Below are 23,887 nucleotides of genomic sequence, written 5' to 3'. Positions count from 1 at the left end.
TATGTTGGACGTAAGAGACCTACACGCCTATTACGGCAAATCCCACATCCTGCAAGGGGTGAACCTGAACGTTCAGGAAGGCGAGATCGTCGCCCTTCTGGGGCGCAACGGGGTCGGGCGCTCTACCACTTGCAAGGCCATCATGGGAGAGGTGGAACCCCACGGGTCCGTGACCTTCAAAGGTCAGGAAATCGCAGGGAAGAAAGCCTTTGAAATCGCCAACCTCGGGATCGGTTACGTGCCCGAAAACCGTGATATTTTTCCGGGGCTGACCACCCGCCAGAACCTGATCCTTGGCCTGAAGCCGGGGCAAAAGGACGAAGACGGGCGCTGGTCGATGGAAAACATGTTCGAGATGTTTTCCAACCTGCGGGAACGGGCCGACGTTGAGGCGTCGGTGATGTCGGGCGGGGAACAGCAGATGTTAACCATGTGTCGCACGTTGATGGGGGATCCCGATTTTGTCATGATCGACGAACCAACCGAAGGCCTCTCCCCCCAGATGACCCAGCGGGTGGCCGAACTGCTGAACCAGATCGCGGCGCGCGGTGTGGCAACGCTGTTGGTGGAACAAAAGCTGTCTATCGCGATGGATATTGCCCATCGGGTTTATGTGATGGGCCACGGGCAGGTGGTGTTTGAAGGCACACCGGCAGAGCTGAAATCCCGCGAGGATGTGCGCAAGGAGTGGCTGGAGGTTTAGACCCGCGTCACCGGCACAATTGCAAAATTCAAGAAACCGGCAGGGGACTATCCTGCCGGTTTTTTGGTAAACTCTGTCAGTCCTGTTTGGTCAGCCAGTATTCCAGATCGGGCAGGCTGTCCTTGCCAAAGAAGGGTTCCTCCCCGACGAACATCATCGGCGCCCCGAAGGCTCCGCGCTCCACCGCTTCAGAGGTCAGCGCGAACAGACGGTCTTTCACGTTCTGGCTTTGGGCACCTTCCATGATCTGCGCGGCGGGCAGTCCGGCGGCCTCCAGCGTGCTGGCGATCACGTCGGGATCGTCCATTTTCAAACCGTCCTTCCAGACCGCATCAAACACCACGTCGATATAGCGGGGGCCGAAATCCTGTGACTGGGCATAGATCGCGCCGCGCATCACAGCAGTGGTCATTACGGGGAAATGCGGATTGAACTGAAAGGGAATATCATACCGCTCGATAAAGCGGTGCATCTCGCGGCGTTCATATTCCAGTTTGTTGGTGACGCCGCCGAACGCCTGTATCGGAGGCGTGTTGTGGGTCAGTTTGAACACCCCGCCAAGCAGGATCGGACAGTAATTCGCCCGTGCGCCGGTGCGGGCTTCGATCTTGTCCATGATCTTATGAACGAGATAAACATTAGGGCTGCCAAAATCATACAGAAAGTCGAAAGTTTTCATCGGGTTCCTCCACGGTTCGTTGCAAGGATACTGACAGAGACCCGTTTCGCGAACAAGCGCTTCGCCCCCTGCGGGCCATCGGGTTTTTGTCAGGTGGAAACGGTCGCAACGTCATCTGTTTGTAACGGGGATCAGACCAAAAAAAATCGGACAGACGCGCGAGTTTTTGCAAGAGTGGCCCAAACTGAGGAGAGGACTGCCATGCAAGGCTTGATGATGAACCGCCCCATGCGGGTAAACGATATTCTGACATTCGCGGCAGAGGTCCACGGCGACAGCGAGATTGTCTCTGTCACCGTTGAGGGAGGCATCCACCGCACTAACTACCGTGCGATTGACGGGCGCACGCGCCAGTTGGCCAAGGCGCTGCTGAAACTGGGCGTCACCGAGGGCGACCGCGTGGCGACTTTGGCGTGGAACGGGTATCGCCACTTTGAACTTTACTACGGGATCGCAGGGATCGGTGCGGTCTGTCACACCATCAACCCGCGCCTGTCAGCGGAGCAGATGATCTACATCGTCAATCACGCCGGAGACAAGGTGATCTTTGTCGATCTGACCTTCATTCCGATCCTGAATGCGTTGCAAGAACATCTGCCTAAAGACCTGATCTATGTGGCCATGACCGACCGCGCCCATATGCCGGAAACCGACCTGCCAAACCTTTTGTGCTACGAAGAACTGGTTGAGGCTGAAGACGCGGATTACGACTGGCCGGACTTCCCCGAAGATACCGCCTGTGCGCTGTGTTACACCTCGGGAACCACGGGCAATCCCAAGGGCGCGCTCTACACCCATCGCTCTACCGTGATGCACGCACTGATGGCGGGCGTTTCGCTGCAAACCAGCCTCAGCCCCGGCCAGCGCATCCTTCCGGTTGTGCCCCTGTTCCATGTCAACGCATGGGGTCTGCCCTATGCCGCACCGCTGACCGGGGCCTCGCTGGTCTTCCCGGGCGCTGCACTGGACGGACCAAGTGTTTACAAGTTGATGCAGGACGAAGAGGTCTTCTCCGCATGGGGTGTTCCCACTGTTTGGCTGGGTCTTCTGGCCGAGATCAAGGCGCAGGGCGGCAAGCCTTCGGCCTTTGGTGAAGTGATCATCGGCGGCTCTGCCGCACCCCGTTCCATGATCGAAGCCTTTGAAGGCATGGATGTTTCGGTCTGCCACGCTTGGGGTATGACAGAGATGAGCCCGATCGGTACCGTTGGTCTGCTCAACAAAACCCAAGACAAACTGCCCCAAAAAGAGCGTCTGGACCTGAAGGCCAAACAAGGCCGCCGTGTCTTTGGCGTGGACTTGAAAATCGTGGATGAGGACGGCAACCGTCTGCCCCATGACGGCGAAGCGCAGGGTGAACTTTATGTGCGCGGCAACGCTATTGTCTCGGGGTATTTTAACAACGAAGAAGCCAGCAAAACCGCACTAGATGCAGACGGTTGGTTTGGTACGGGTGATGTGGCCAAGATCACCAATGACGGTATGCTGACCATCACCGACCGTGCCAAAGACCTGATCAAATCGGGCGGCGAATGGATCAGCTCTATCGACGTTGAAAACATGGCGATGTCCCATCCCGAAGTGGCCAATTGCGCCGTGATTGCGGTGCCCCATCCAAAATGGGACGAACGCCCGCTGCTGGTGGTTGTGCCAACGCCGGATTCCTCCAGGGACGTGGCCAGCATCCAGACCCATCTGTCCGAAAACCTCGCCAAATGGCAGGTGCCGGACGAGGTGATTTTCGTCGAAGACCTGCCCATGACGGCCACAGGCAAAGTGTCCAAACTGACCCTGCGCCAGCGCTATGCGGATGGCACGCTGGCAGGATAATCTGCGGTTTCTGAACACCAATGAACCGGGGCGGGCCTGTGCTGCGCCCCGGTTTCATGTCGTAGCGTATTGGCGCAAAATCTGCCGTCACGTCACGTCTTTGCGAACCTCCCATTATATAGCCATTGAACTGCATCTGCACCCGTTGCAAGCTTTGCGCAATTGAATGCAAAGCAGTTGGAAGGAATGCCCATGCACACCGCGTCACCTCAGTCCGCTGGATTTGATCCCGACCGGATGGGCCGGATCGGCACATGGATGGAGCGCTACGTTGCCGAGCGCAAATATGCCGGTTCATCCCTGCTGATCGCGCGGGGGGGCAAAGAGGTCTATTTCAACGCTGCCGGAGCGCGGGATGTTGAGGCAGATTTGCCGTTTGAACGGGACACGCTGGCGCGGATTTATTCCATGACCAAACCGGTCACATCCGTGGCGATCATGATGCTGGCCGAACAGGGGCTGTTCCATCTGGACGCGCCCCTGTCCGATTTCATTCCGGCATTTGCGGATTGTACCGCGCTGGTGGAAGGGGCGACCAGTCTGGATCAGGTGACGCCCTGCCAGACGCCTACGTTGCACCAGCTACTGACCCATACCAGCGGCTTTAGCTATCCGTTTAATCCCGGCGTCCTGCCTTCTGCGATGGAAGAGAAGGGGCTGATTTTCCGCGCCGACCAAGGCCCGCTTGAGGGGGTTGTGGACAAGCTTGCCGAACTGCCGCTGGCCTTCCAGCCGGGCAGCCGTTGGGAATATTCCGTGTCCATTGATGTGCTTGGCCGTGTTGTTGAGGTGGTTTCAGGACAGAGCCTGAGCGCGTTTTTTGCCGAACAGATCTTTGCGCCCCTTGGTATGACGGAAACTGCATTTAGTGTTCCGGAAGGTGCGCAATCCCGCTTTGCGTCGCTTTACACTCCGCTTGCAGGGGATGCGATGGCGCTCAACGCGGCAAAGGAGGGTGGCAATCCGCTGCGCCTGATTGATCACGCCGCCACCAGCGCCTATCGCAGCGCCGAGACCTTTTCGGGTGGCGGCGGTCTGGTGGGGACGATCGACGATTACATGAAATTCTGCGAGATGATCCGCTGCAAGGGATCGGGCAACGGAAACCGCCTGCTGTCCCCGAAAACCGTAGATTTCATGACCCGAAACCACCTGCCGGGCGACATCGCCTCGATGGGGCCGCGCAGTTTTGCCGAACAACCGATGGAGGGCATGGGCTTTGGTCTGGGCGGTGCGGTTGTGCTTGATCCGGCCCGCGCCCGCGCACAGGGCAGCGTCGGGGATTTCAGTTGGGGCGGCATGGCCTCGACCTTTTTCTGGGTCGATCCGGTGCTGGACCTGTCAGTGGTGTTTTTTACCCAGCTTTCCCCCAGCAGTTCCTATCCGGCACGCCCGCAACTCAAATCTTTGGTGCATGGAGCCTTAATGCAATGAATACCCCCGTGAAAGAACGCCCGATCCTGTGGACCCCGTCAAAAGAGCGGGCGGAAAGCTCCCGTCTGGCGGAATATATCCGCTGGCTGGAGCAGAACCGCGGCCTGACCTTTGCGGATTACCCCGCCCTGTGGAACTGGAGCGTGACAGAGCTGGAGGATTTCTGGGAAACCATCTGGCAGTTTTTCGATCTGGAATCCTCCGCCCCTTATACCAGCGTTCTGGACAAACGGGTGATGCCGGGGGCGAAATGGTTTGAAGGCGCACGGCTGAACTTTGTAGAGCAGGTCCTGCGCCACGTGCCTCAGCGCGGCGATGCGCTGGCGATTTCCGCCCGATCCGAAACCTTTGGAACAGAGCAGTTGACCTGGGCAGAATTGCACAGGCAGGTGTCCAGTCTGGCGGCGCACCTGCGGGATATGGGCGTTGAAAAAGGCGACCGTGTCGTGGCGATCCTGCCCAATGGTCCGGCCTCTATCGTGGCGTTTCTGGCGACGGCCAGTCTCGGGGCAATCTGGTCTTTGTGCTCACCTGATATGGGGGATGTGGCCATTGTGGACCGCTTCGCCCAGATCAAACCCAAGGTGCTGATCGCGCAGGACGGATACGTTCATGCAGGCAAGACCGTGGACCGCCGTGGCATCCTTGCGACCGTAACTGACAGCCTGCCAACGCTGGAACATCGCATCGTTCTGCCCTTCGCGGGAGAGCTGCCGGATGGCGCCCGCAACTGGACCGATCTGCTGGACCGCAAGGCCGATCTGACGCCCGAGCAGGTGCCCTTCGATCACCCTGTCTGGGTGGTGTATTCTTCGGGCACCACGGGCAATCCGAAACCGATTGTGCACGGTCACGGCGGGGCGCTGATCGAAGGGGCAAAGCAGTCGCTGCACCAAGACCTGAAAGCGGGCGGGCGGTTCTGCTGGCTGACCTCCTCGGGCTGGATCATGTGGAATTCACAACTGCTGGCGCTGGGGCAGGGGATGACACTGTCCATCTTTGACGGGGCAGTGAACTATCCCGATCTCAACGTGTTGTGGCAGTTCGTAGCCGAAGAAAAGTTGACCTATTTCGGTGCGGGCGCGGCCTATTTCGGCACTTGTGCCAAGGCGGGTGTGACCCCTGCAAAGGATTTTGATCTGTCGAACCTGCAGGCGCTCGGCTCTACCGGATCGCCCTTGTCCGAAGATGCCTATGCGTGGATTTACAAGGACGTGAAAGAGGACATCTGGCTGGCACCGATCTCTGGCGGCACCGATCTGATGGGCGCTTTTGTCTGTGGCAATCCGATGGATGTGGTGCGCGCCGGTGAAATGCAGGCCCGCGCCCTTGGCAATGCGGTGCGTGCCTTTGACAGTGCCGGAACCGAAGTGATCGGAGAGGTAGGAGAGCTGGTCTGCACCGAACCACTGCCTTCTATGCCGCTGTATTTCTGGGGGGATGAGGACGGATCGCGCCTGCACGAAAGCTATTTTGACACCTATCCCGGTGTCTGGCGTCACGGCGACTGGATCGAGATCACCCCGCAAGGCGGATCGGTGATCTTTGGGCGCTCTGATGCCACCATCAACCGCAAGGGCCTGCGCATGGGATCGTCCGAGATCTATCAGGCGGTGGAAGGACTGGACGAGGTGATGGACAGTCTGGTGGTCGATCTGGAGTTTCTGGGCCGCGAAAGCTTTATGCCGCTGTTTGTGGTGCTGCGGAACGGTCTGACGCTGGATGACAGCATCAAGGCAAAGATCAACACAGCGATTAAAAACGGGGTGTCGGCACGGTTCCAACCCAATGACATCATCCAGATCGCAGAGGTTCCGCGCACAATTTCGGGGAAAAAGCTGGAAGTTCCTGTCAAAAAGCTGCTTTTAGGTGGAAATCCGGAAACCGTGGTGAATCGCGACAGCATGGCCAATCCGGAGAGCTTTGACCGATTTATCGCCTATGCGGCAGAAAGAGAGACCGGATGACCGACATTGTGGCGGAATTGCTGAACCTGCTGGAAATCGAGCAGTTGGAAGTGGACCTGTTCCGCGGCATCGGTTCGGGCGGCGAGACCACGATGCGGATTTTTGGCGGGCAGGTGATCGCACAAGCGCTGGCGGCGGCTTATAAAACCGTGGACGGGCGATTGTGCCACTCGCTTCATGCCTATTTCATCCGTCCGGGCGATCCGTCAATTCCGGTGATCTACTCTGTGGATCGTGCGCGGGACGGGGGCAGTTTCACCACACGGCGAGTCATTGCGATCCAGCACGGCAAGCAGATTCTGAACATGTCCGCCTCGTTCCACGTGGAAGAGGAAGGTCTGCACCACCAGCACGAGATGCCAAAAGTGCCAGAGCCGGAAACGCTGGAATCCCGTGCAAAATGGCGCGAGGACAACATCGACCGCGTGCCCGAGAAACACCGGCATGAATTCCTGCGCAAACGTCCCATCGAAATCCGCGAAGTGGCGCCGCTGGACTGGTTTGACCCCAAAGTGGTGGACGACCGGAACCACCTGTGGTTCCGCATGCCCGGTGCGCGGGATGCCAACCCGCAGATGCAGCACTGCCTGATGGCCTATGCCTCGGATATGAACCTGCTCGGGTCGGGTTTACGCCCCCACGGTCAGACGTGGTTCACCGGACAGGTGATGACCGCAAGCCTTGATCACGCCATGTGGTTTCACGCGCCGGTGAACTTTGCGGACTGGCATCTTTACACGATGGACAGCCCGTTCACAGGCGGGGCGCGGGGCTTTAACCGTGGCACGATTTACACCCACGACGGCGAACTGGTTGCCAGTGTTGCACAGGAAGGGCTGATCCGGCCAATCAAGAAAAAGCCGAAGTGAGCTTGCAATAAAAAAAGCGGGACAGTTGCCTGTCCCGCATGGCCTCCGGCGGGGATATTGTCCCCAAAAAGAGCCGGTGTCGTTTAGATTGCACCACCGTAGATGCGGTTCAATTTGCGCATGCCGCCGATCCATTTGTCGTAATTGTCGGTCTTGTTGCGCATATAGTCGAGCACTTCGGGGTGGGGCAGCACAAGGAAGGTTTCATCGTTGATGGTCTTCACACAGGCCTCTGCCACCGCTTCGGGTTCGAGCATCCCGTTGAGCGAGGCAACGCCGTCTTCATGCCCCGCCGTCATGGCAGAGCGCACCGCCTGCGGACAGAGCACCGAGACTTTGATACCCTGATCATTGTAGGTCAGCGCCAGCCATTCCGCGAGCCCGACTGCGGCGTGTTTGGTCACACCATAAGGGGCCGCACCCACCTGATTGAGAAGTCCGGCGGCTGAGGCGGTGTTCAGCAGATAGCCGCCGCCCCGTTTGCTCATCAACGGGACAAGGTGGCGGGCGGCCCAGACGTGGGACATTACATTGATGTCCCAGATCTTTTGCCAGTCGTCATTGGGCACTTCGACACCGCCAGCCACAAGGATACCGGCGTTGGAACAGAACAGGTCAATCGGGCCTTGTTCGGCTTCGGTGGTGTCGATGAGGGCTTTGATTTCGTCTTCATTGCCCACGTTCACCTGAAACGACACACCGCCGATTTCTTTGGCGGTGGCCTCGGCGCCGGCCCCGTCCAGATCGGCACAGACCACGCATTTTGCGCCTTCTGCGGCGAAGCGCACGGCCAGCGCCTTGCCGATGCCGCCGGCGGCGCCGGTGACAACGATGATTTTATCTCTGAGTTCCATAGGCTTCCCTTATGTCCACATGACCGAACCGCCATCGACGGTAAAGGCCTGTCCGGTGATATACTGGCTGGCTTTCGAGCCGAGGAAGACTGCAATGCCTGCGAAATCTTCCGGTTCACCAAAACGCCCGAGCGGAATTTCCTTGGTGGCGCGTTCTGCGGCCTTGGGGTTGTCCCACAGTTCGCGGGCGAATTCCGTGCGCACCACACCGGGACACAGCGCATTGACGCGGATGCCCTTGGAGCCGAATTCAGCGGCAAGGTTCCGGACAAGGCCGATTACCGCCAGTTTTGACATCGCATAGGTGCCCAGCATTACCGAAGGCTTGAACGCGCCGATGGAAGAGGTGAAGACCATCGATCCGCCGCCGTTCTTTTCCATATCCGGTGCCACCAGTTGCGCCAGCCACAGGTTGGACTGGACGTTGACCTGCATGGTCTTTTCATAGGCTTTGTCGGAAATCCCCGAGGTCGGACCATAGTAGGGGTTTACCCCTGCGTTGCCGAACAGGATATCGATGGTGCCGGCCAGCTCATGGGTTTTCTCCACCAGCGCCTGAAGCTGGTCCTTGTGGCCCGCATTACAGGCCACGCCAAAGGCACGGGTTTCGCCGCATTCCTTGTTGATTTCGGCAGCGGCCTTGTCCAGATCCTCCTGTGTGCGGGCGGAAATGACCACCTTGGCGCCGTGCAGCGCCATGGCTTTGGCCATCTCGAACCCCATACCTTTGGACGCGCCCGTGAGCAGCGCGACCTTTCCTGTCATATCAAACAGTTGTGTCATGTTTATGGTCCTTCAAACTTGCGACCAGCCGCAATGATCGGGGCGCGGTCGTTGGAGTTCTTGAAGGTCTGCACTTCGGCGCGGGCCACAACGTGGTGGTGTACCTCGTCCGGACCATCGGCAAAGCGCAAGGTGCGCTGACCGGCGTACATGTCAGACAGCGGGAACCACTGGGACAGACCGGCGGCACCGTGGACCTGCATGGATTGGTCAATGATGTCACAGACTTTTTCCGGCACCATCGCCTTGACTGCAGACACCCAGATGCGGGCTTCCTTATTGCCGAGTACGTCCATCGCGCGGGCCGCTTTCAGCACCATCAGGCGCATGGCTTCCAGTTCGATCCGTGCGCGGGAAATGGTTTCCATATTCTTGCCAAGATCAATTATCTTCTTGCCAAAAGCCTCACGGCCGAGCGCCCGTTCCAGCATCATTTCCAGCGCCCGTTCGCCCTGACCGATAGAGCGCATGCAGTGGTGGATACGTCCTGGCCCAAGACGGAGTTGGCTGATCTCAAAGCCGCGGCCTTCGCCCAGCAGCATGTTTTCTTCCGGCACGCGCACATCGGTAAAGCGAATGTGCATATGGCCGTGGGGCGCATCGTCATGGCCAAATACGTGCATCGGGCCGAGGATCTCTACGCCCGGTGTGTCGATCGGCACAAGGATCTGGCTTTGTTGTTTGAACGGTTCCGCATCGGGAGATGTTTTCACCATTGTAATCATGATCTTACAGCGTGGATCGCCTGCGCCGGAGATATAGAACTTCTCGCCGTTGATCACCCATTCACCGTTTTCCAGAACCGCAGAGGTGGAGATGTTCTTGGCATCCGAAGAAGCCACATCCGGTTCAGTCATGGCAAAGGCGGAACGGATTTCACCGGCCAGCAGGGGCTTGAGCCATTTTTCCTTTTGCGCCGGCGTACCGATCCGTTCCAGCACTTCCATGTTGCCAGTGTCGGGCGCAGAACAGTTCAGCGTTTCAGAGGCCAGAGGGTTCTTGCCCAGTTCCGCTGCGATATAGGCGTAGTCGAGATTGGACAGGCCCTCGCCGGTTTCCGCATTGGGCAGGAAAAAGTTCCACAGCCCGCTTTCCCGTGCCTTTACCTTGGCAGTTTCCAGCAGTTCCAACTGGCCCGGTGCATAGGACCAGCGGTCGGCGCGGCCTTCGCCCAGTTTGTAAAACTCCTCGGTGATCGGATCAACGTTATCGCGAATATGCGCGATCACAGCATCTAGCAGCGGTTGTGCCTTTTCAGACATGGCAAGCTGGTTCAGCTTTGCATTGTGTGTTCCCAGTGACATCGTATTTTAGTCCTTTCCGCTTAGCGGTTTACCCAATTCGGTTTTCGTTTTTCGACGAAGGCATTGACGCCTTCCTTGAAGTCTTCGGTTTTCATGAGGTCCTGAATGACCTCGCGGCTGTACTCGTTGCTTTCAGGCAGTCCTTCGGCAACATTCATGGAGTTCAGCACACGTTTCGTAGCCTTGACGGAGGAGGGGGAGACAGAGGCAATTTCCTGTGCCTTCTCCATCGCAGCATCCAGCAGTTCGCCGTGGGGCACGACAGCATTGACACAACCGAGTGCGAGGGCTTCGGCGGCGTCGATCTTGCGGCCTGTGAACATCAGTTCCTGCGCGGCCAGCCGTCCGATGTAGCGGGACAGGCGTTGCACACCGGAGGCGGCGGCAAAAAAGCCGACCTTCACTTCGGGCAGGGCGAATGTGGCCTGATCGGAGGCGATGATGATGTCGCAGGACAGGGCGGTTTCAAAACCGCCGCCCATTGCAAAGCCGTTGACCGCAGCGATAATCGGTTTTTCCAGATCATAGCGCGAGGTCAGGCCGGCAAAGCCGTTGGTGCTGACTGGTCCCTTGCCACCCTGCGCTGTGTGCTTAAGGTCATTGCCAGCGGTAAAAGCCTTGTCGCCAGCCCCTGTCAGAACCGCCACCCAGAGATCGGGATCAGCGGCGAAATCGTCCCAGCATTTGGACATTTCATCGTGCATCGGGCCGTGAATGGCGTTGTAGACCTCGGGCCGGTTCATTGTGACCAGCAGCACATTGCCGCGTTTTTCGGTGGTTATAAACTCGTAAGCCATATCAGGCGCCTCCCTTTGTTTTCAGACCGCCGGTGTTGATCTCGGTGAATTTGCCATCTTCGGCGGCCAGTTCACGCAGCAGGGCGGCCGGTTCGCAGGATGGATCTTCTTTGGCGAGCTCTTCCATTTTGGCCAGAACCGCCTTTGCACCGACCATATCGCCATAGAACATCGGGCCGCCTTTATCGGCGGGCCAGCCGTAGCCGTTGATCCAGACCACATCAATATCCGAGGGCCGTTGTGCCTTGTTTTCTTCAAGGATTTTAACGGCTTCATTGATCATCGGGTAAATGCAGGTCTCGATGATCTCGCTTTCGGACATGGTGATCGGTTCGGCCTTGGTGATGTCCTTGATGACCTTAGCAGTCACATCAGAGGGCGTGGGGTTGCGGTTCTCGTCGTAGTCATAAAAGCCCGCTTGGGTTTTCTGGCCGCGACGGTCCATTTCACACAAGGCATCGCGGATCGGATTGGCGGTTTTGGCGCCTTTGGACCAGCCAATGTCCAGTCCGGCCAGGTCAGACATCTGGAACGGTCCCATGCGGAAGCCAAAGGCGTTGAGGGCTGCGTCCACGTCCCAGGGCAGTACCCCTTTGGCCACAAGTCGGTTGGCCTGATCCTGACGGGCAAACAGGATGCGGTTGCCGACAAAGCCGGGGCAAACCCCAACCAGCGTTGCCACTTTGCCGATCTTTTTGGCCAGATCCATACAGGTGGCCACCACATCATTTGCAGTATGATCCGCCCGCACGATTTCCAGCAGCTTCATCACATTGGCAGGAGAGAAGAAATGCAGTCCGATGACATCCTCGGGCCGTTTGGTCACGGCAGCAATTTCGTCAATATCCAGCGCCGAGGTATTGGTGGCAAGGATCGCGCCCTGTTTCATCACAGCGTCAAGCTTGGTGAAAATCTCGCGCTTGAGGTCCATATCCTCAAACACCGCTTCGATCACCAGATCGCAATCGGCCAGATCGTCAATGGACAGGCAGCCCTCAAAGCGGGCCATGCGTTCTTCCACTTCTTCCATCGGAAAACGCCCCCGTTTGGCAGAGCGTTCATAATTGGCACGCACCACGCCAAGGCCGCGGTCCAGTGCCTCTTGCTTGGTTTCGACAATTTTAACGTTCAGTCCGGCGTTGACGAAATTCATCGAAATGCCGCCACCCATCGTGCCTGCGCCGATAACGCCAACCGTCTTGATCGGGCGCAGCGGGGTCAGGTCCGGAAGGTTTGGCACTTCCCATGCCAGCGTTCCGGCAGTTTCGAGGTAGTCGGCAACGTCCATTTGCGTGTCCATAGAGATCTACTCCTTTGATAAACAGGCGCTGCGCAGCGCACGACGGTCAAGCTTGTCGGTCGCACCACGGGGCAGCGGGGTGGTTTGGAACCAGTATCGGTCCGGTATCTTAAAATGGGCGATATGTTCGGAAAGGAAACTGCTAAGTTCTTCGGGCGTGACGGTTTGCCCCGCGTGAAGCGCAATTCCCGCTCCGACGATTTCTCCCAGACGCGCGTCCGGTACGGAAAAAGCACAGGCTTCGTGGATGGCGGGGTGTTTGTGCAACGCGCCCTCAACATCCAGACAGGCGATGTTTTCACCGCCGCGAATGATGATGTCCTTCTTGCGGTCCACGATGGTGACATAGCCCTCGGCGTCCAGTGTGGCCATATCCCCCGTGCGCAGCCACCCGTCCTGAAAGACTTCGGCGGTTGCGTCGGGTTTGTTCAGATAGCAGCGCATGTTTGCAGGGCTTTTCACCGTCAGTTCGCCCACTTCGCCAAGCGGTACCGGCTGGCCGTCATCGCCAAGGATCACAAGATCCTGAACAGGGGGCAGCAGACGCCCTGCAGATCCGGGCTTCTCGGCGTAATCCGGTCCGGTAATCCCAAGCCCGACCGCGTTGGTTTCCGTCATCCCCCAACCCGACGCGACATTGGCCTGGGGAAAGGTCTCGCCCAGTTGTGCAACCTGTGCAGCAGGGCGTTTGGCGCCCCCTGCGCCCACATATTGCAGGCTGGGCAGGCTGGTGCCCATGCGTTTGGCGGCGGCCATCAGATCGGCGGATTGGGTCGGCACGCCAAGGAAGCGGGTAATCTTTTCCGCCTCGATCACGCGCACGGCTTCTTCCGCGTCCCATTTGTGCAGCAGCACCAGTTTCGCGCCCATCGGCAGGGACAAAAGGAACATCGGATGGGTGGCAGTGACGTGGAACAGGGGCGTTACGATCAGGATCGCTTGCGGTCCGGGGGCGGGCGCAGGGGGGGCATCGACAGGGGCCATCAGCGGCGGCAGTACCAGCGACATCAGCCACGTAAAGATCGCAGACATGGCCCCGCGATGGGTTTGCACCACGCCTTTAGGGTGTCCGGTTGTGCCCGAAGAATACATCACCGCCATATCGTCGTCGGTCTGTATCTCTACATCCGGCCAGTCCGCCGGACCTGCGCCTGCCAGCAGGTCTTCGTAGCGACGTGCCTTGCCGGGGGCGTCCCGCAGGGCGACCATTTCCGGCGCGCTATCCCCAAGCGCGGTGATCCGTTCAAATCGCGGTCCATCGGCAAAGACCAGAATGGCACCACTGTCCTTTAATGCGTAGTCGAGTTCATCCGTGGTCCACCACGCGTTCATAAAGACCACCACCGCACCAATGCTGGTAATCGCCATCATCAGGATCGGCAGTTCTGGATAGTTGCGCATCGCCAGCGCAACACGGTCGCCCTGTTTGATGCCCAGTTCGTCCTGTAGCACACGCGCCATCTTGCACACATCGGTGCAAAACCCGTCATAGCTCCAGCGTTCGTCGCGGTAGACGAGATATTCATCCGCGCCGTTGCCGTGGGCCGAACGACAACCCTGTAACAACGCCCGCAAATGGGGAGGGGCGTTTTTGAACACCCGGTATTCGACACCGCGAATGGTCGCAGGTTCAATCGCAAAACGCGGATCGTTCGCAGTAATATGGTCGGCTGCCTGTTGCAGTGTCATTCCGGCCATCATGCTGGCCTTTGTGCAGGCGCGTCGCGGCCCAGGGCCAGTCTCGCGGGTAATTTCATGATCTTCCGTCCTCCCAAACGGGTGGCTGGCCTTTCGGGGGCCGCACACCAACACAGCCACAGGTCATAACATCGGCCCTGACTTGGCAAGTGGCTTGCCAGAATTCCCTAGCGTAACGGAATTTTGACCCTAGGTCGTTTGCTTCGGACCCCGTTTGATTTTCAATGACCTAAGCGGACGATTAGCTTTTTCCTACTTGCGCCTGTGGCGTGGCACAGGCACGGTCTGCCCATAGGTCGATTCTGGGTGTGCCGCCGCTCCAAAGGCGCTATCCTGACGGCAAATCGCAGTGCGGGCTCTGTCAGATCCGCGCTGACACCGGAAAGAACCGATAATTGGGTGGCCTCCACCCGTACGAATAATTGGGTGGCCTCCACCCGTACACAGGAGAGAAAATGCAGTATCATACGCCAAGCAGTTTTGATGATGCAGTGGCCCTTGCCAAAGACGCACAGGGTGTCACCCGCTTCCTTGCGGGGGGGACCGATGTGCTGGTGCAATTGCGCGCAGACATTGTTACGCCAGATGTATTGATCGACATCAAGAAGATCGCAGGGGTTTCGGATATTACCCGCGAAGGGGAGGGCTGGCGCATCGGCGTCGCTGTCACCGGTGCGGAGATGAGCGAACACGACACCTTGGGCAAGGAATGGCCCGGTCTGGTCGAAGCGATGGATTTGATCGGATCGACACAGGTGCAAGGCCGCGCCACGCTGACCGGCAACCTGTGCAACGGCTCTCCGGCAGCGGATAGCGTTCCGGCTATGGTTGCAGCCGGTGTGACCGTATCCGTCACCGGCCCGAACGGCGAGCGCAAGGTCGCGGTTGAGGATATTCCGACCGCGCCGGGCAAAACCAGTCTGGAAGCAGGGGAACTGGTTACAGCCGTTCACGTTCCGGCACGGGGCAAATCCGGTGGGGATGCCTACCTGCGCTTTATTCCGCGCACTGAAATGGACATCGCTGTTGTGGGCTGTGGGGTTAACCTGCGGCTGGACGGCAAAAAAATCGTCGAAGCACGTGTTTCCCTTGGCGCGGTGGCGCCTACGGTTCTTTTGGTGGAAGAGGCCGCAAATGCCATTATCGGCACCGAACTCGACGATGCGGCACTCGATGCGCTGGCAGAGGCGGCAAGCGCTGCCTGTAATCCAATCGACGACAAACGCGGAACCATCAAGTTCCGCACCCATGTGGCTGGCGTGTTGGCAAAACGCGCCGCAAAAATTGCATACCAACGGGCGGAGGCCGCATCATGATCCACGTAAACACGAAAATTAACGGCGACGATGTTGAATTTCTCTGCGACCCGCGGGAAACCCTGCTGGATGCGCTGCGGGACAAGCTGGGTCTGACCGGATCGAAAGAGGGCTGTGGCACCGGCGATTGCGGTGCGTGTTCCGTCACGATGGACGGACGGCTGGTCTGTTCCTGTCTCGTGCTCGGCGCTGAAGCGGACGGCAAGGAGATCGGCACGGTCGAGGGCATGGCTGAAGGGGAAAACCTGCATATCCTGCAAGAAAAGTTCATCGAACATGCAGCGCTGCAATGCGGCATCTGTACGCCGGGCATTCTGGTGGCAACCAAATCGCTGCTGGAAAAACACCCCGAGCCGACAGAAACCCAAGTGCGTTACTGGCTTGCAGGCAATCTGTGCCGCTGCACAGGTTATGACAAAATCATCCGCGCGGTTATGGAAACCGCTGCTGATCTGAGAAAGGCTTCCTGATATGGCATTCGATGATACAAAAACAGAAGACTTCAAGGTTGTCGGCCAACGGGTGAAACGCCCTGACGGTGTGGACAAAGTGACCGGTAAAGCCAAATTCGGCGCCGATGCCGTGGCGCCGGGCATGTTGTTTGCAGCGATTGTCCGCTCTCCCCACGCCCATGCGCGGATCGTAAAGATCGACACCTCCAAAGCCGAAGCTCTGAGCGGCGTTAAAGGCATCGTCACCCGCGCGGATTTTGCGACCGGCCTGACCGGCGGCGATCTTGACGTGCTGGAAAACGTTATGGCGGGTGAAAAGGCGCTCTATGACGGTCACGCGGTTGCAGCCGTTGCGGCAACTTCGCAGTTGATCGCACGGGATGCGGCCAAGCTGGTTGAAGTCGAATACGAAGTCCTGCCCCATGTCACCGATGTAGACAAGGCGATGGCCGCGGATGCGCCGGTCATTCGCGAAGGGGCAGCAGACCAGTCCGTTCCCGAAGGCATGCACGCCAATGTTGTGCGCTATCACGAAAGCGGCCACGGCGACATCGAAGCCGGTTTCGCAGAGGCCGATCTGGTGGTGGAAGACAGCTTCAAAACCGAAGCGACCCATCAGGGCTATATCGAACCGCACGCCTGTCTCGCCCAGCTTGGCGGCGACAATAAGGGCGAACTCTGGTGTTGTACGCAGGGGCACTGGAACGTACAGAAGCTCTGTGCCGCGATGCTGGGTCTGGAAACCTCGCAACTGCGGGTGACAGCCTCTGAAATCGGGGGCGGTTTTGGCGGAAAAACGGCTGTTTTCATCGAACCTGTCGCACTGGCGCTGTCGCGCAAGACCAGCCGTCCGGTAAAGCTGGTGATGAGCCGCTCTGAAGTGTTTCGCGCCACAGGTCCGACAGCCTCTACGTCGATGGACATCAAAATCGGCATGAAAAAGGACGGCACCATCACCGCCGGACAGGGCACCTTCCGTTTGCAGGGCGGGGCTTTCCCCGGTGCGCCGATGGAATTTACCGCCATGTGTGCCTTCGCGCCCTATAATCTGCAAAACGTCAAGCAGGTCGGCTATGACGTCATGGCCAACCGCCCGAAACAGGCGGCCTACCGTGCGCCCGGTTCGCCTATGGCGGCTTTTGCGGTGGAAAGCGTGATTGACGAGCTGTGCAAGAAACTTGGCCTCGACCCGATCGAAGTGCGCCTGAAAAACGCCTCCAAACAAGGCACCAAGGCCAGCTTCGGCCCCACATGGGATCGCATCGGTCTGGTGGAAACACTGGAAGCCGCGCAATCCCATCCGCATTATTCGGCACCGCTGAAAGAGGGGCAGGGCCGTGGCATTTCCTGCGGTTTCTGGTTTAACCACGGTGGCGAAACCTCTGTCACGCTGGCCCTGTCCGAAGACGGCACGGCGCAGCTTTCGGTGGGCACACCGGACATCGGCGGTTCCCGCGCGTCCATGGCGCAAATGGCCGCCGAGGAGCTAGGCATTCCTTATGAAAACATCCGCACCACAATCGCAGATACGGCAACGCTCGGCTATAACGAGGTGTCCCATGGCTCTCGTGTGACCTATGCCTCCGGTCTTGCCACCATCAAGGCAGCCCGTGCAGCGGTGAAAATCCTTTGCGCTCGTGCGGCTGCGAAATGGGGCATCGACGAGGATGCAGTGGTCTGGGAAAACGGCTGCGCCAAACCTTCCGGTCCGAATGCGGGCGAGTTTGATCCGCTGCCCATCGACAAGCTGACCCGCAGCATGGGGCGCACAGGCGGTCCGATTGTGGGCCATTTTGAGGCCACCCCCGAAGGCGCTGGCGTGTCCTTTGCCACCCATATCGTCGATGCGGAAGTGGACAAGGAAACCGGCCAGACCAAAGTCGTGCGCTACACTGTGGTGCAGGATGCGGGCAAGGCGATCAATCCGGCCTATGTGGAAGGCCAGTTCCAGGGCGGTGCAGCCCAAGGCATCGGTTGGGCGCTGAACGAGGAATACATCTACGGTGAAGACGGGCGTTTGCAGAACTCCGTTTTCCTTGACTACCGTATTCCTGTGGCCTCTGACCTGCCGATGATTGACACGGTGATTGTCGAAGTCCCGAACCCCGGCCACCCCTACGGTGTGCGTGGTGTAGGCGAGACATCCATCTGTCCGCCACTGGCTGCCATTGCCAACGCTGTGTCCAATGCGGCGGGCGTGCGTCTGAAGGAACTGCCCATGTCGCCACCGCGCATTCTGGCGGCGCTGGAAGATCAGGCGAACAATGGTTGAGGTGAACCTCTGGTCCGGCCTGCGTGCCTTTGCCGATGGCAAGGATTGCGTAGAGGTGGATGCAAAAAACGTCGGCGAGGTCCTTTCGGCCCTCGTCGAGCAATACCCCGGACTTGAGCATGTCATCGAAGCGGGCGTTTCGGTTGCTGTGGACGGCAAAGTCATCGCCAGCGGTCTGACCGAACCCGTCAAACCCGATAGCGAGGTCTACCTGATGCAGCAGCTCAAGGGCGGTTGACAGACGCGCGGCCAACAGCTCTTTTTGGGTCAAATATCCAAATCCCGCCGCTGCAAAATAAGGCGGGATTTGCCGTTAGATCAATACCTTACAGCCAAAACCTATTGTGTCCGGTGCAAAAAGATGTTGATCTGATCGGCCACCCAATCCGGTTGCTGGTGCAATATCCAGTGATCCGCCGTGTCGTGCTCCTTCACAGTCAGATCATCGCAATATTGTGCCAGACCGTCCCGTGTTTCAGGCCGCAGGGCTGTGTCCTTCATCCCCCAAAGCAGCAGATGGGGCATGGTGATGCGCAAATCAGCAGGGTTCCACGCGGGCAGTTTTTCAGGGGCGACCGGCTTGCCCGGCTCGGCCACCAGCAACGGTGTGGCGCGATACCAGTTAATCATCGCCCGCACGCCGTCTTCATCCCGCCACGCGCGGTGATATTCGGCGCGCAGATCATCGGTCAGCCAGCTCATGTCCATCTTGTCAGAGAACAGCGCAAACATCCGCTCGAAGTTGTTTTCCGCCAGTTTCTTTTCCGACCCCGGTGCGCGAAGCCATTCGATATACTGGCTTGCCGCGCTTTGATCGCCCCCTGCGGCCAGTTCTTTCTGGAACGGGGCAGGGTGGACGCCGTTTGCGATGATCAGCCGTTCGATCATACCATCGGGGGCCCGCATGGCACAGGCATAGGCGACGGAGGCGCCCCAGTCGTGGCCGATCAATGCGGCGCAGCGGCCCTTGCCAAAGCGCTCGATCATGGCCAGCACATCAGCGGCCAGATGTTTCGCGGCATAATCGGACACATCGCCTTCGCGCCATGACCCGCCATAGCCCCGCTGGTCCGGCGCGACACAGTAATAGCCTTCGGCAAATTCCGGCATGACCTTTGCCCATGCCCCGCAGTATTCGGGGAAACCATGCAGGAACAACAGCAAAGGGTTGCCGGGCGTGCCCGCTGTCAGGGCATGGAATTTCTTGCCGTTCAGATCAAATTCGATGTCTTGCACGATCTCTTGCACGATGGCCTCCGCTGTACCGCTTCACAGCAGAGCTTAGGCAGGGTCCTTCGCCGTTTCCAGACATCCCGACAGTGCCGCAGCGTCATCGCAGATAAGACCCAGCGGAATGTCCCGCAACACCCGATCCATCGGGCTGCTGCGGTCCAGCGGCGCGGTCAGTTGTGTGACACTGACGCCGCTTAACAGGCTTCGCGCCACACTGCCCGCCAGATAAATCCCGTCTTTCGGCATAAAATGCAGCGCAAGCGTCGGCAGGTAGAGCGCGACCAGTTCACGGTAGAGCGCGCGGGCCTCTGACGCTTGGAGATCATCGCCCGCTTCAGCCCGCTGTGCAATCTCTACCCCGGCGCGGCTCTTCCCCGAAATCTGTCGGTACAGCGCCTCAAACCCGCGTCCCGACAGAATGTCTTCCACCGTGGTGTCGGCGGCGGGCGGGGTGGGCAGCCTGCGGTACAGCGCATCGGCCATATCGCGGGGCAGGGGGCTGTGGCCGATCTCGGCCGCAACCACGCCGGCCCGCCCCGCCATCGCGATACGGGTTGCGCAATTCACACCGGTCCCAAGGCCAAGCACGACAGTCTGCCCGTTCCCCGCTTTGGTATTGCCATGCCGGATTTGTGTGACCTGATCCGCGCGCAGACAGATGGTAGCCCGTGCCAGCGCGGACAGATCATTGATCAGGCGCAGTGCGGGCGCGCCCGCAGCGCGGGCCGCAGTTGCCACGTCAATGACCCAGTTGCGATTTGTCAGTTCTGCCACGGTTCCGGCCACCGGACCGGCCACCGCGATACAGCCCCCCGCCAGCGTCTGTGGCGGCGGGCAATCGTGCAGGAACCTTGCCAGCACATCGTCAAACAGGGCGAAGCCTTTGTTGGGATAGCTATGCTGCGTGCCAGCAACCAGCCCCGCGTCACTGCCATAGGCAAAGCGGGAATTGGTGCCGCCGATGTCGGCCAGAAGATAGCAGTTGTCGCGCATTCAGGCCGCCGCCGTGCCGGGTTTCTTGCCCATGATGATCATCGACAGGATGTCATCCTCGGTCACGTCTTCTACCCGCTCTGTCCCGACAAGCTGGCCGTTTTTCATCACGGAAACACGGTCGCAGAGTTCCATCATCTCGCGGGTGTCGTGGCTGATTAGAAAGATGCCAAGCCCCTGTTTTTTCAACTCTTGGATCAGGTCCGCCACCATCTGGGTTTCATGCACGCCAAGCGCGGCTGTCGGTTCGTCCATGATCAGGATACGGGCGTTGAAATAGACCGCGCGGGCGATGGCGACAGACTGGCGCTGACCGCCCGACAGGGCCGAAACCGGCTCCTTCAGTTTTTTGAAGTTGGGATTCAGCCGCGCCATGATCTTTCGGGTTTCGGATTCCATCCGCGCATCATCGACAAAACCGATGCTGTTGGTCAGCTCGCGCCCCAGAAACAGGTTTGACGGCGCATCCAGATTATCCGCCAGCGCCAGCGTCTGGTAGATGGTTTCGATGTTATATTCCCGCGCATCACGGGGGCTTGCGATCTCGGCTTTTTTTCCGTCGATCCATATCTCGCCGCTATCCCGTTGATAAGCACCGGAGAGGATCTTGATCAGGGTGGATTTCCCCGCCCCGTTATGGCCGAGCAGCCCGACCACCTCGCCCGGATAAAGGTCAAGGCTGACGTGATCCACGGCGCGGATGCCGCCAAAGGAGATCGAGATGTCGCGCAGCTCGACAAGGGGGGTGTGTGTCTGTGTCATGATCCGGTGCCCTTATTTGGAGTTGCGACGGTAAAGAATGTCGAGGAAGACGGCAAAGACCAGAACAGAGCCGACGACGACTTGCTGGATGGCAGCGTCAAAGCCGATGAGAACCATGCCGGTTTGCAGCGATTGCATTACAAATGCGCCCAGCACCGCGCCGTATATGGTGCCCACGCCCCCCGCCAGTGACGTCCCACCGATAACCGCCGCGGCGATGACGTAAAGCTCGTCCAGAGTCCCAAGCGAATTGGTGGCAGAGCCGAGCCGTGCCGATGCCACAACCGCAGAAAGTCCGGTTAGAAACCCCATCAGGGCAAAGATTTTCACCGTCATCCAGCGGGTGTTGATGCCTGCCAGTTCTGCCGCTTCGGGGTTGCCGCCGATGGCATAGACATAACGCCCGAAACGGGTGCGCGACATCAGGATGGTCATCAGGATGGCCACGGCCACAAGGATCAGCACCGGAATGGCAAAGCCGTGAGAGATGAACAATCCGCCCTCTGGCACGGGGATGCCTGTTTCCGCTACATGGCGTTTCACGATGCCTTTGGGCCAGTAATAGGCGTTGACCAGCAACACCGCGCCGATCACCGCACCGCAGCCCGCGATTGCAAGGAAGCTCTCCGCCCAGACAGGGCGCATGGCAAAACCGAACCCCCGCCGCCGTTTCCGTCCAAGCCACATCATCCCAAGCACCGCCGCGCAGCCGATGACGCCGATGATCCAGCTTCCGGTTGCGCCGATCGCACCATAAGGGCCGCCGCCCAACAGGGCGAAGGTGGGATCAACCGGAGAGATCGTCTCGCCCCGTGCCACCAGAAACGCCGCCCCGCGCCAGACCAGCAGGCCGCCGAGTGTGACGATGAAGGCGGGAATTTTGCCATAAGCGATCAGAAATCCGTGGAACGCCCCGACCAATGTGCCCACCAAAAGGCCCGAACAAATCGCCAGTATCCACAACAGCGGATGACCGAGCCCGATAAGCTGGGGCAGGATATAAACCTGTGTCACCCCCATAATCATGGCGCAGAACCCCAGAACCGACCCGACCGACAGGTCGATATGACGGGTCACAATCACCAGCACCATGCCAGTCGCCATAATCCCGATAGAGGCGGTCTGCACCGACAGGTTCCACAGGTTGCGCGGAGTCAGAAAGGCGCCATAACCATTTACAAGCTGGCCATAGAGGTGAAATCCGACCCAGATCAGCGCCAGCGCACCGATCATACCCAGCAGTCGGGTGTCCAGTTCGGTTGCACGTATAAAGCGTGCAAAAAGGCCGTTTGGTCTGTGTGGCGCGGCAGGCGCCGGAATGTTGGCGGTGTTATCGGTCATAAGCGGTGGTCCCGAACCAGTGTCTGTCAGAGTCAGCTAAAGCCTACCGTATCCCGTGATTTCGCGCATCCATCGCAATATCTGTCGGGCGGCCCGTGTGACTGTGTTGAAATTGGGGTGTGTGTAAGTGGGGAACGGCACTGCCGGAGGGCTCCGGCAATGCCTGTGTCGCGTGCCTTAACAGCCGGTTACGCCGTCCATTGCGCCTTCGCAGACTTTGTCTTTGCCGATATGGCCGGCGTCGATCACAACATTGATGTTGTCTTTGGTGATGGGGGTCGGCTCCAGAAAGATGGCGTTCATTTCAACGCCTTTGGAACCACCGGACCATTTGACCGCACCTTCAACCGCGTCAAGCGCGGTACCACCGGCCAGTGCAACTGCGATTTCAGCCGCTGCCGTGCCAAGCTGGCGGGAGTCCTTCCAGACAGAAACCGTCTGCGTGCCGCGGGCCACACGGTTCAGGGCTGCGTGATCGCCGTCCTGTCCGCCTACAGGAACCTCCATGCCCTGCGCTGCCAGCGCCGCAATTACGCCACCGGCCATACCATCGTTTTCGGCCAGAACCGCGTCAACGTTATTGTCGTTGGCGGTCAGGATCTGCTCCATGTTCTTTTGCGCGTTATCCGGTTTCCAGCCGTCCGAGAAAGCCTCTCCGACGATCTTGATCTTACCGGCATCCACCGCGTTCCCGATGACTTCCATCATGCCGTCCAGCAGGAAAGCCGCGTTCGGATCGCCCTTGTCGCCCTTGATGATGGCAAAGTTGCCTTCGGGTTGTACGGCGGTCACAGTTTCCGCGATGATCCGGCCAACGCCCTTGTTGTCAAAGGTCAGATAAAACGTGCGGTTGTCTTCGATCAAACGGTCATAACCGACAACCGGAATGCCTTCATCATCCGCCTTGTCAACGGCTGGACCGATGGCGTCCTTGTCCATCGCCAGAATGATCAGCGCATCAGCACCCTGTGCGATCAGGGCTTCCACATCGGTCAGTTGTTTCGCAGCCGAAGCCTGTGCATCCGCGGAAATATACTTGGCACCGGCCGCTTCGAGCGCCTGTTTGATGGCCGCTTCGTCGGTTTTCCAGCGTTCCTCCTGAAAATTCGACCAGCTTACGCCCACGGTCAGATCGGCGGCCAGTGACATGGTCGTCATGGCAGCGGTGGCCACAGCCGCAAGCGCGACAGTAAATTTTTTCATGGTTCCCTCCCAAGGATAATGCGACCCGCAAGTGCCCAAACCTTGAACCGCGGGTGTAGAAAAGTGATAGCAGTTTTAATTTGAAAATCAAATTAAA

Annotated in this window: 21 protein-coding genes; 9 read left to right on the top strand and 12 right to left on the bottom strand. The window is 58.9% G+C overall.

The genetic code is table 11. From position 1 onward, the window contains the following. The first annotated feature begins 1 nt into the window (after position 1). Positions 2 to 703 (top strand): ABC transporter ATP-binding protein, encoded by a 702-nt coding sequence (locus tag BFV97_RS09070; RefSeq protein ID WP_069300045.1) that lies wholly within the window; start codon positions 2 to 4, stop codon positions 701 to 703. A gap of 76 nt (positions 704 to 779) precedes the next feature. Here BFV97_RS09070 and BFV97_RS09065 read toward each other — a convergent pair whose 3' ends face one another. After that, the gene (locus BFV97_RS09065) at positions 780 to 1,382 is read right to left on the bottom strand and encodes a 2-hydroxychromene-2-carboxylate isomerase (RefSeq protein ID WP_069300044.1); all 603 of its coding nucleotides are present in this window, start codon (positions 1,380 to 1,382) and stop codon (positions 780 to 782) included. A 201-nt stretch (positions 1,383 to 1,583) separates the two neighbouring features. Here BFV97_RS09065 and BFV97_RS09060 point away from each other — a divergent pair, with 201 nt between their 5' ends. From BFV97_RS09060 to BFV97_RS09040, 4 genes are all read left to right on the top strand, one after another. Then, positions 1,584 to 3,212 carry a long-chain fatty acid--CoA ligase gene (locus tag BFV97_RS09060; protein WP_069300043.1) on the top strand — a complete coding sequence of 543 codons (1,629 nt, stop codon included), beginning with the start codon at positions 1,584 to 1,586 and terminating at the stop codon, positions 3,210 to 3,212. A gap of 192 nt (positions 3,213 to 3,404) precedes the next feature. Further along, positions 3,405 to 4,646: a serine hydrolase domain-containing protein gene (locus BFV97_RS09050; protein ID WP_245667674.1), complete on the top strand. Its 1,242-nt coding sequence runs from the start codon at positions 3,405 to 3,407 to the stop codon at positions 4,644 to 4,646. Continuing rightward, a complete protein-coding gene (locus BFV97_RS09045; protein ID WP_069300041.1) occupies positions 4,643 to 6,613 on the top strand; it encodes an acetoacetate--CoA ligase in 1,971 nt (656 codons plus the stop codon). Before BFV97_RS09050 ends, BFV97_RS09045 begins: the two co-directional genes overlap by 4 nt. Then, positions 6,610 to 7,482, top strand: a complete 873-nt coding sequence (locus BFV97_RS09040; protein WP_069300040.1) for an acyl-CoA thioesterase — start codon at positions 6,610 to 6,612, stop codon at positions 7,480 to 7,482. The genes BFV97_RS09045 and BFV97_RS09040 overlap by 4 nt, the downstream gene beginning before the upstream one ends. 83 nt (positions 7,483 to 7,565) lie before the next feature. Here the strand turns inward: BFV97_RS09040 and BFV97_RS09035 are convergent, their stop codons facing one another. The 6 genes from BFV97_RS09035 to BFV97_RS09010 are packed head-to-tail and all read right to left on the bottom strand — an operon-like array spanning position 7,566 to position 14,218. Then, complete coding sequence (locus BFV97_RS09035) at positions 7,566 to 8,336, bottom strand: SDR family oxidoreductase (protein ID WP_069300039.1); 771 nt, start codon at positions 8,334 to 8,336, stop codon at positions 7,566 to 7,568. Between the two features lie 9 nt (positions 8,337 to 8,345). After that, positions 8,346 to 9,119, bottom strand: coding sequence for an SDR family NAD(P)-dependent oxidoreductase (locus BFV97_RS09030; protein WP_069300038.1), 774 nt, complete (start codon positions 9,117 to 9,119; stop codon positions 8,346 to 8,348). 2 nt (positions 9,120 to 9,121) lie between these two features. Further along, a complete protein-coding gene (locus tag BFV97_RS09025) occupies positions 9,122 to 10,423 on the bottom strand; it encodes an acyl-CoA dehydrogenase family protein (protein WP_245667672.1) in 1,302 nt (433 codons plus the stop codon). Positions 10,424 to 10,443: 20 nt separating this feature from the next. Then, positions 10,444 to 11,220, bottom strand: coding sequence for an enoyl-CoA hydratase-related protein (locus tag BFV97_RS09020; RefSeq protein WP_069300037.1), 777 nt, complete (start codon positions 11,218 to 11,220; stop codon positions 10,444 to 10,446). Between the two features lies 1 nt (position 11,221). Next, positions 11,222 to 12,520: a 3-hydroxyacyl-CoA dehydrogenase gene (locus BFV97_RS09015; protein ID WP_108721666.1), complete on the bottom strand. Its 1,299-nt coding sequence runs from the start codon at positions 12,518 to 12,520 to the stop codon at positions 11,222 to 11,224. A 6-nt stretch (positions 12,521 to 12,526) separates the two neighbouring features. Beyond that, entirely contained in the window at positions 12,527 to 14,218 is a 1,692-nt protein-coding gene (locus tag BFV97_RS09010; protein WP_069300035.1) for a class I adenylate-forming enzyme family protein, read from the bottom strand. Positions 14,219 to 14,673: 455 nt separating this feature from the next. Between BFV97_RS09010 and BFV97_RS09005 the strand changes: the two genes are divergently transcribed. From BFV97_RS09005 to BFV97_RS08990, 4 genes are read left to right on the top strand one after another with little or no spacing between them, the layout of a single operon-like run. Next, on the top strand, positions 14,674 to 15,534 hold the full coding sequence (locus BFV97_RS09005; RefSeq protein ID WP_069300034.1) for an FAD binding domain-containing protein: 861 nt from the start codon (positions 14,674 to 14,676) through the stop codon (positions 15,532 to 15,534). Further along, positions 15,531 to 16,004 carry a (2Fe-2S)-binding protein gene (locus BFV97_RS09000; RefSeq protein ID WP_069300033.1) on the top strand — a complete coding sequence of 158 codons (474 nt, stop codon included), beginning with the start codon at positions 15,531 to 15,533 and terminating at the stop codon, positions 16,002 to 16,004. Before BFV97_RS09005 ends, BFV97_RS09000 begins: the two co-directional genes overlap by 4 nt. A 1-nt stretch (position 16,005) precedes the next feature. After that, positions 16,006 to 18,258 carry a xanthine dehydrogenase family protein molybdopterin-binding subunit gene (locus tag BFV97_RS08995; protein WP_069300032.1) on the top strand — a complete coding sequence of 751 codons (2,253 nt, stop codon included), beginning with the start codon at positions 16,006 to 16,008 and terminating at the stop codon, positions 18,256 to 18,258. Beyond that, the gene (locus BFV97_RS08990) at positions 18,251 to 18,496 is read left to right on the top strand and encodes a MoaD/ThiS family protein (RefSeq protein ID WP_069300031.1); all 246 of its coding nucleotides are present in this window, start codon (positions 18,251 to 18,253) and stop codon (positions 18,494 to 18,496) included. Before BFV97_RS08995 ends, BFV97_RS08990 begins: the two co-directional genes overlap by 8 nt. A gap of 101 nt (positions 18,497 to 18,597) precedes the next feature. Here BFV97_RS08990 and BFV97_RS08985 read toward each other — a convergent pair whose 3' ends face one another. The 5 genes from BFV97_RS08985 to xylF form a co-directional block, all read right to left on the bottom strand. Further along, positions 18,598 to 19,506: an alpha/beta fold hydrolase gene (locus BFV97_RS08985; RefSeq protein WP_245667671.1), complete on the bottom strand. Its 909-nt coding sequence runs from the start codon at positions 19,504 to 19,506 to the stop codon at positions 18,598 to 18,600. Positions 19,507 to 19,539: 33 nt separating this feature from the next. Beyond that, on the bottom strand, positions 19,540 to 20,484 hold the full coding sequence (locus BFV97_RS08980; RefSeq protein WP_069300030.1) for a glucokinase: 945 nt from the start codon (positions 20,482 to 20,484) through the stop codon (positions 19,540 to 19,542). Continuing rightward, complete coding sequence (locus BFV97_RS08975) at positions 20,485 to 21,246, bottom strand: ATP-binding cassette domain-containing protein (protein ID WP_069300029.1); 762 nt, start codon at positions 21,244 to 21,246, stop codon at positions 20,485 to 20,487. It abuts the gene before it with no gap. A gap of 12 nt (positions 21,247 to 21,258) precedes the next feature. Then, positions 21,259 to 22,587, bottom strand: a complete 1,329-nt coding sequence (locus BFV97_RS08970; RefSeq protein ID WP_069300028.1) for a sugar ABC transporter permease — start codon at positions 22,585 to 22,587, stop codon at positions 21,259 to 21,261. 177 nt (positions 22,588 to 22,764) lie between these two features. Then, entirely contained in the window at positions 22,765 to 23,790 is a 1,026-nt protein-coding gene (gene xylF, locus BFV97_RS08965) for a D-xylose ABC transporter substrate-binding protein (protein WP_069300027.1), read from the bottom strand. Positions 23,791 to 23,887: the final 97 nt, after the last annotated feature.

Origin of the sequence: Neptunicoccus sediminis (assembly GCF_001719615.1) — a bacterium.
GTDB classification, from domain to species: domain Bacteria; phylum Pseudomonadota; class Alphaproteobacteria; order Rhodobacterales; family Rhodobacteraceae; genus Amylibacter; species Amylibacter sediminis.
Note: the sequence above shows the minus strand (reverse complement) of the source record. Positions and strands in the feature narration are given on the sequence as shown.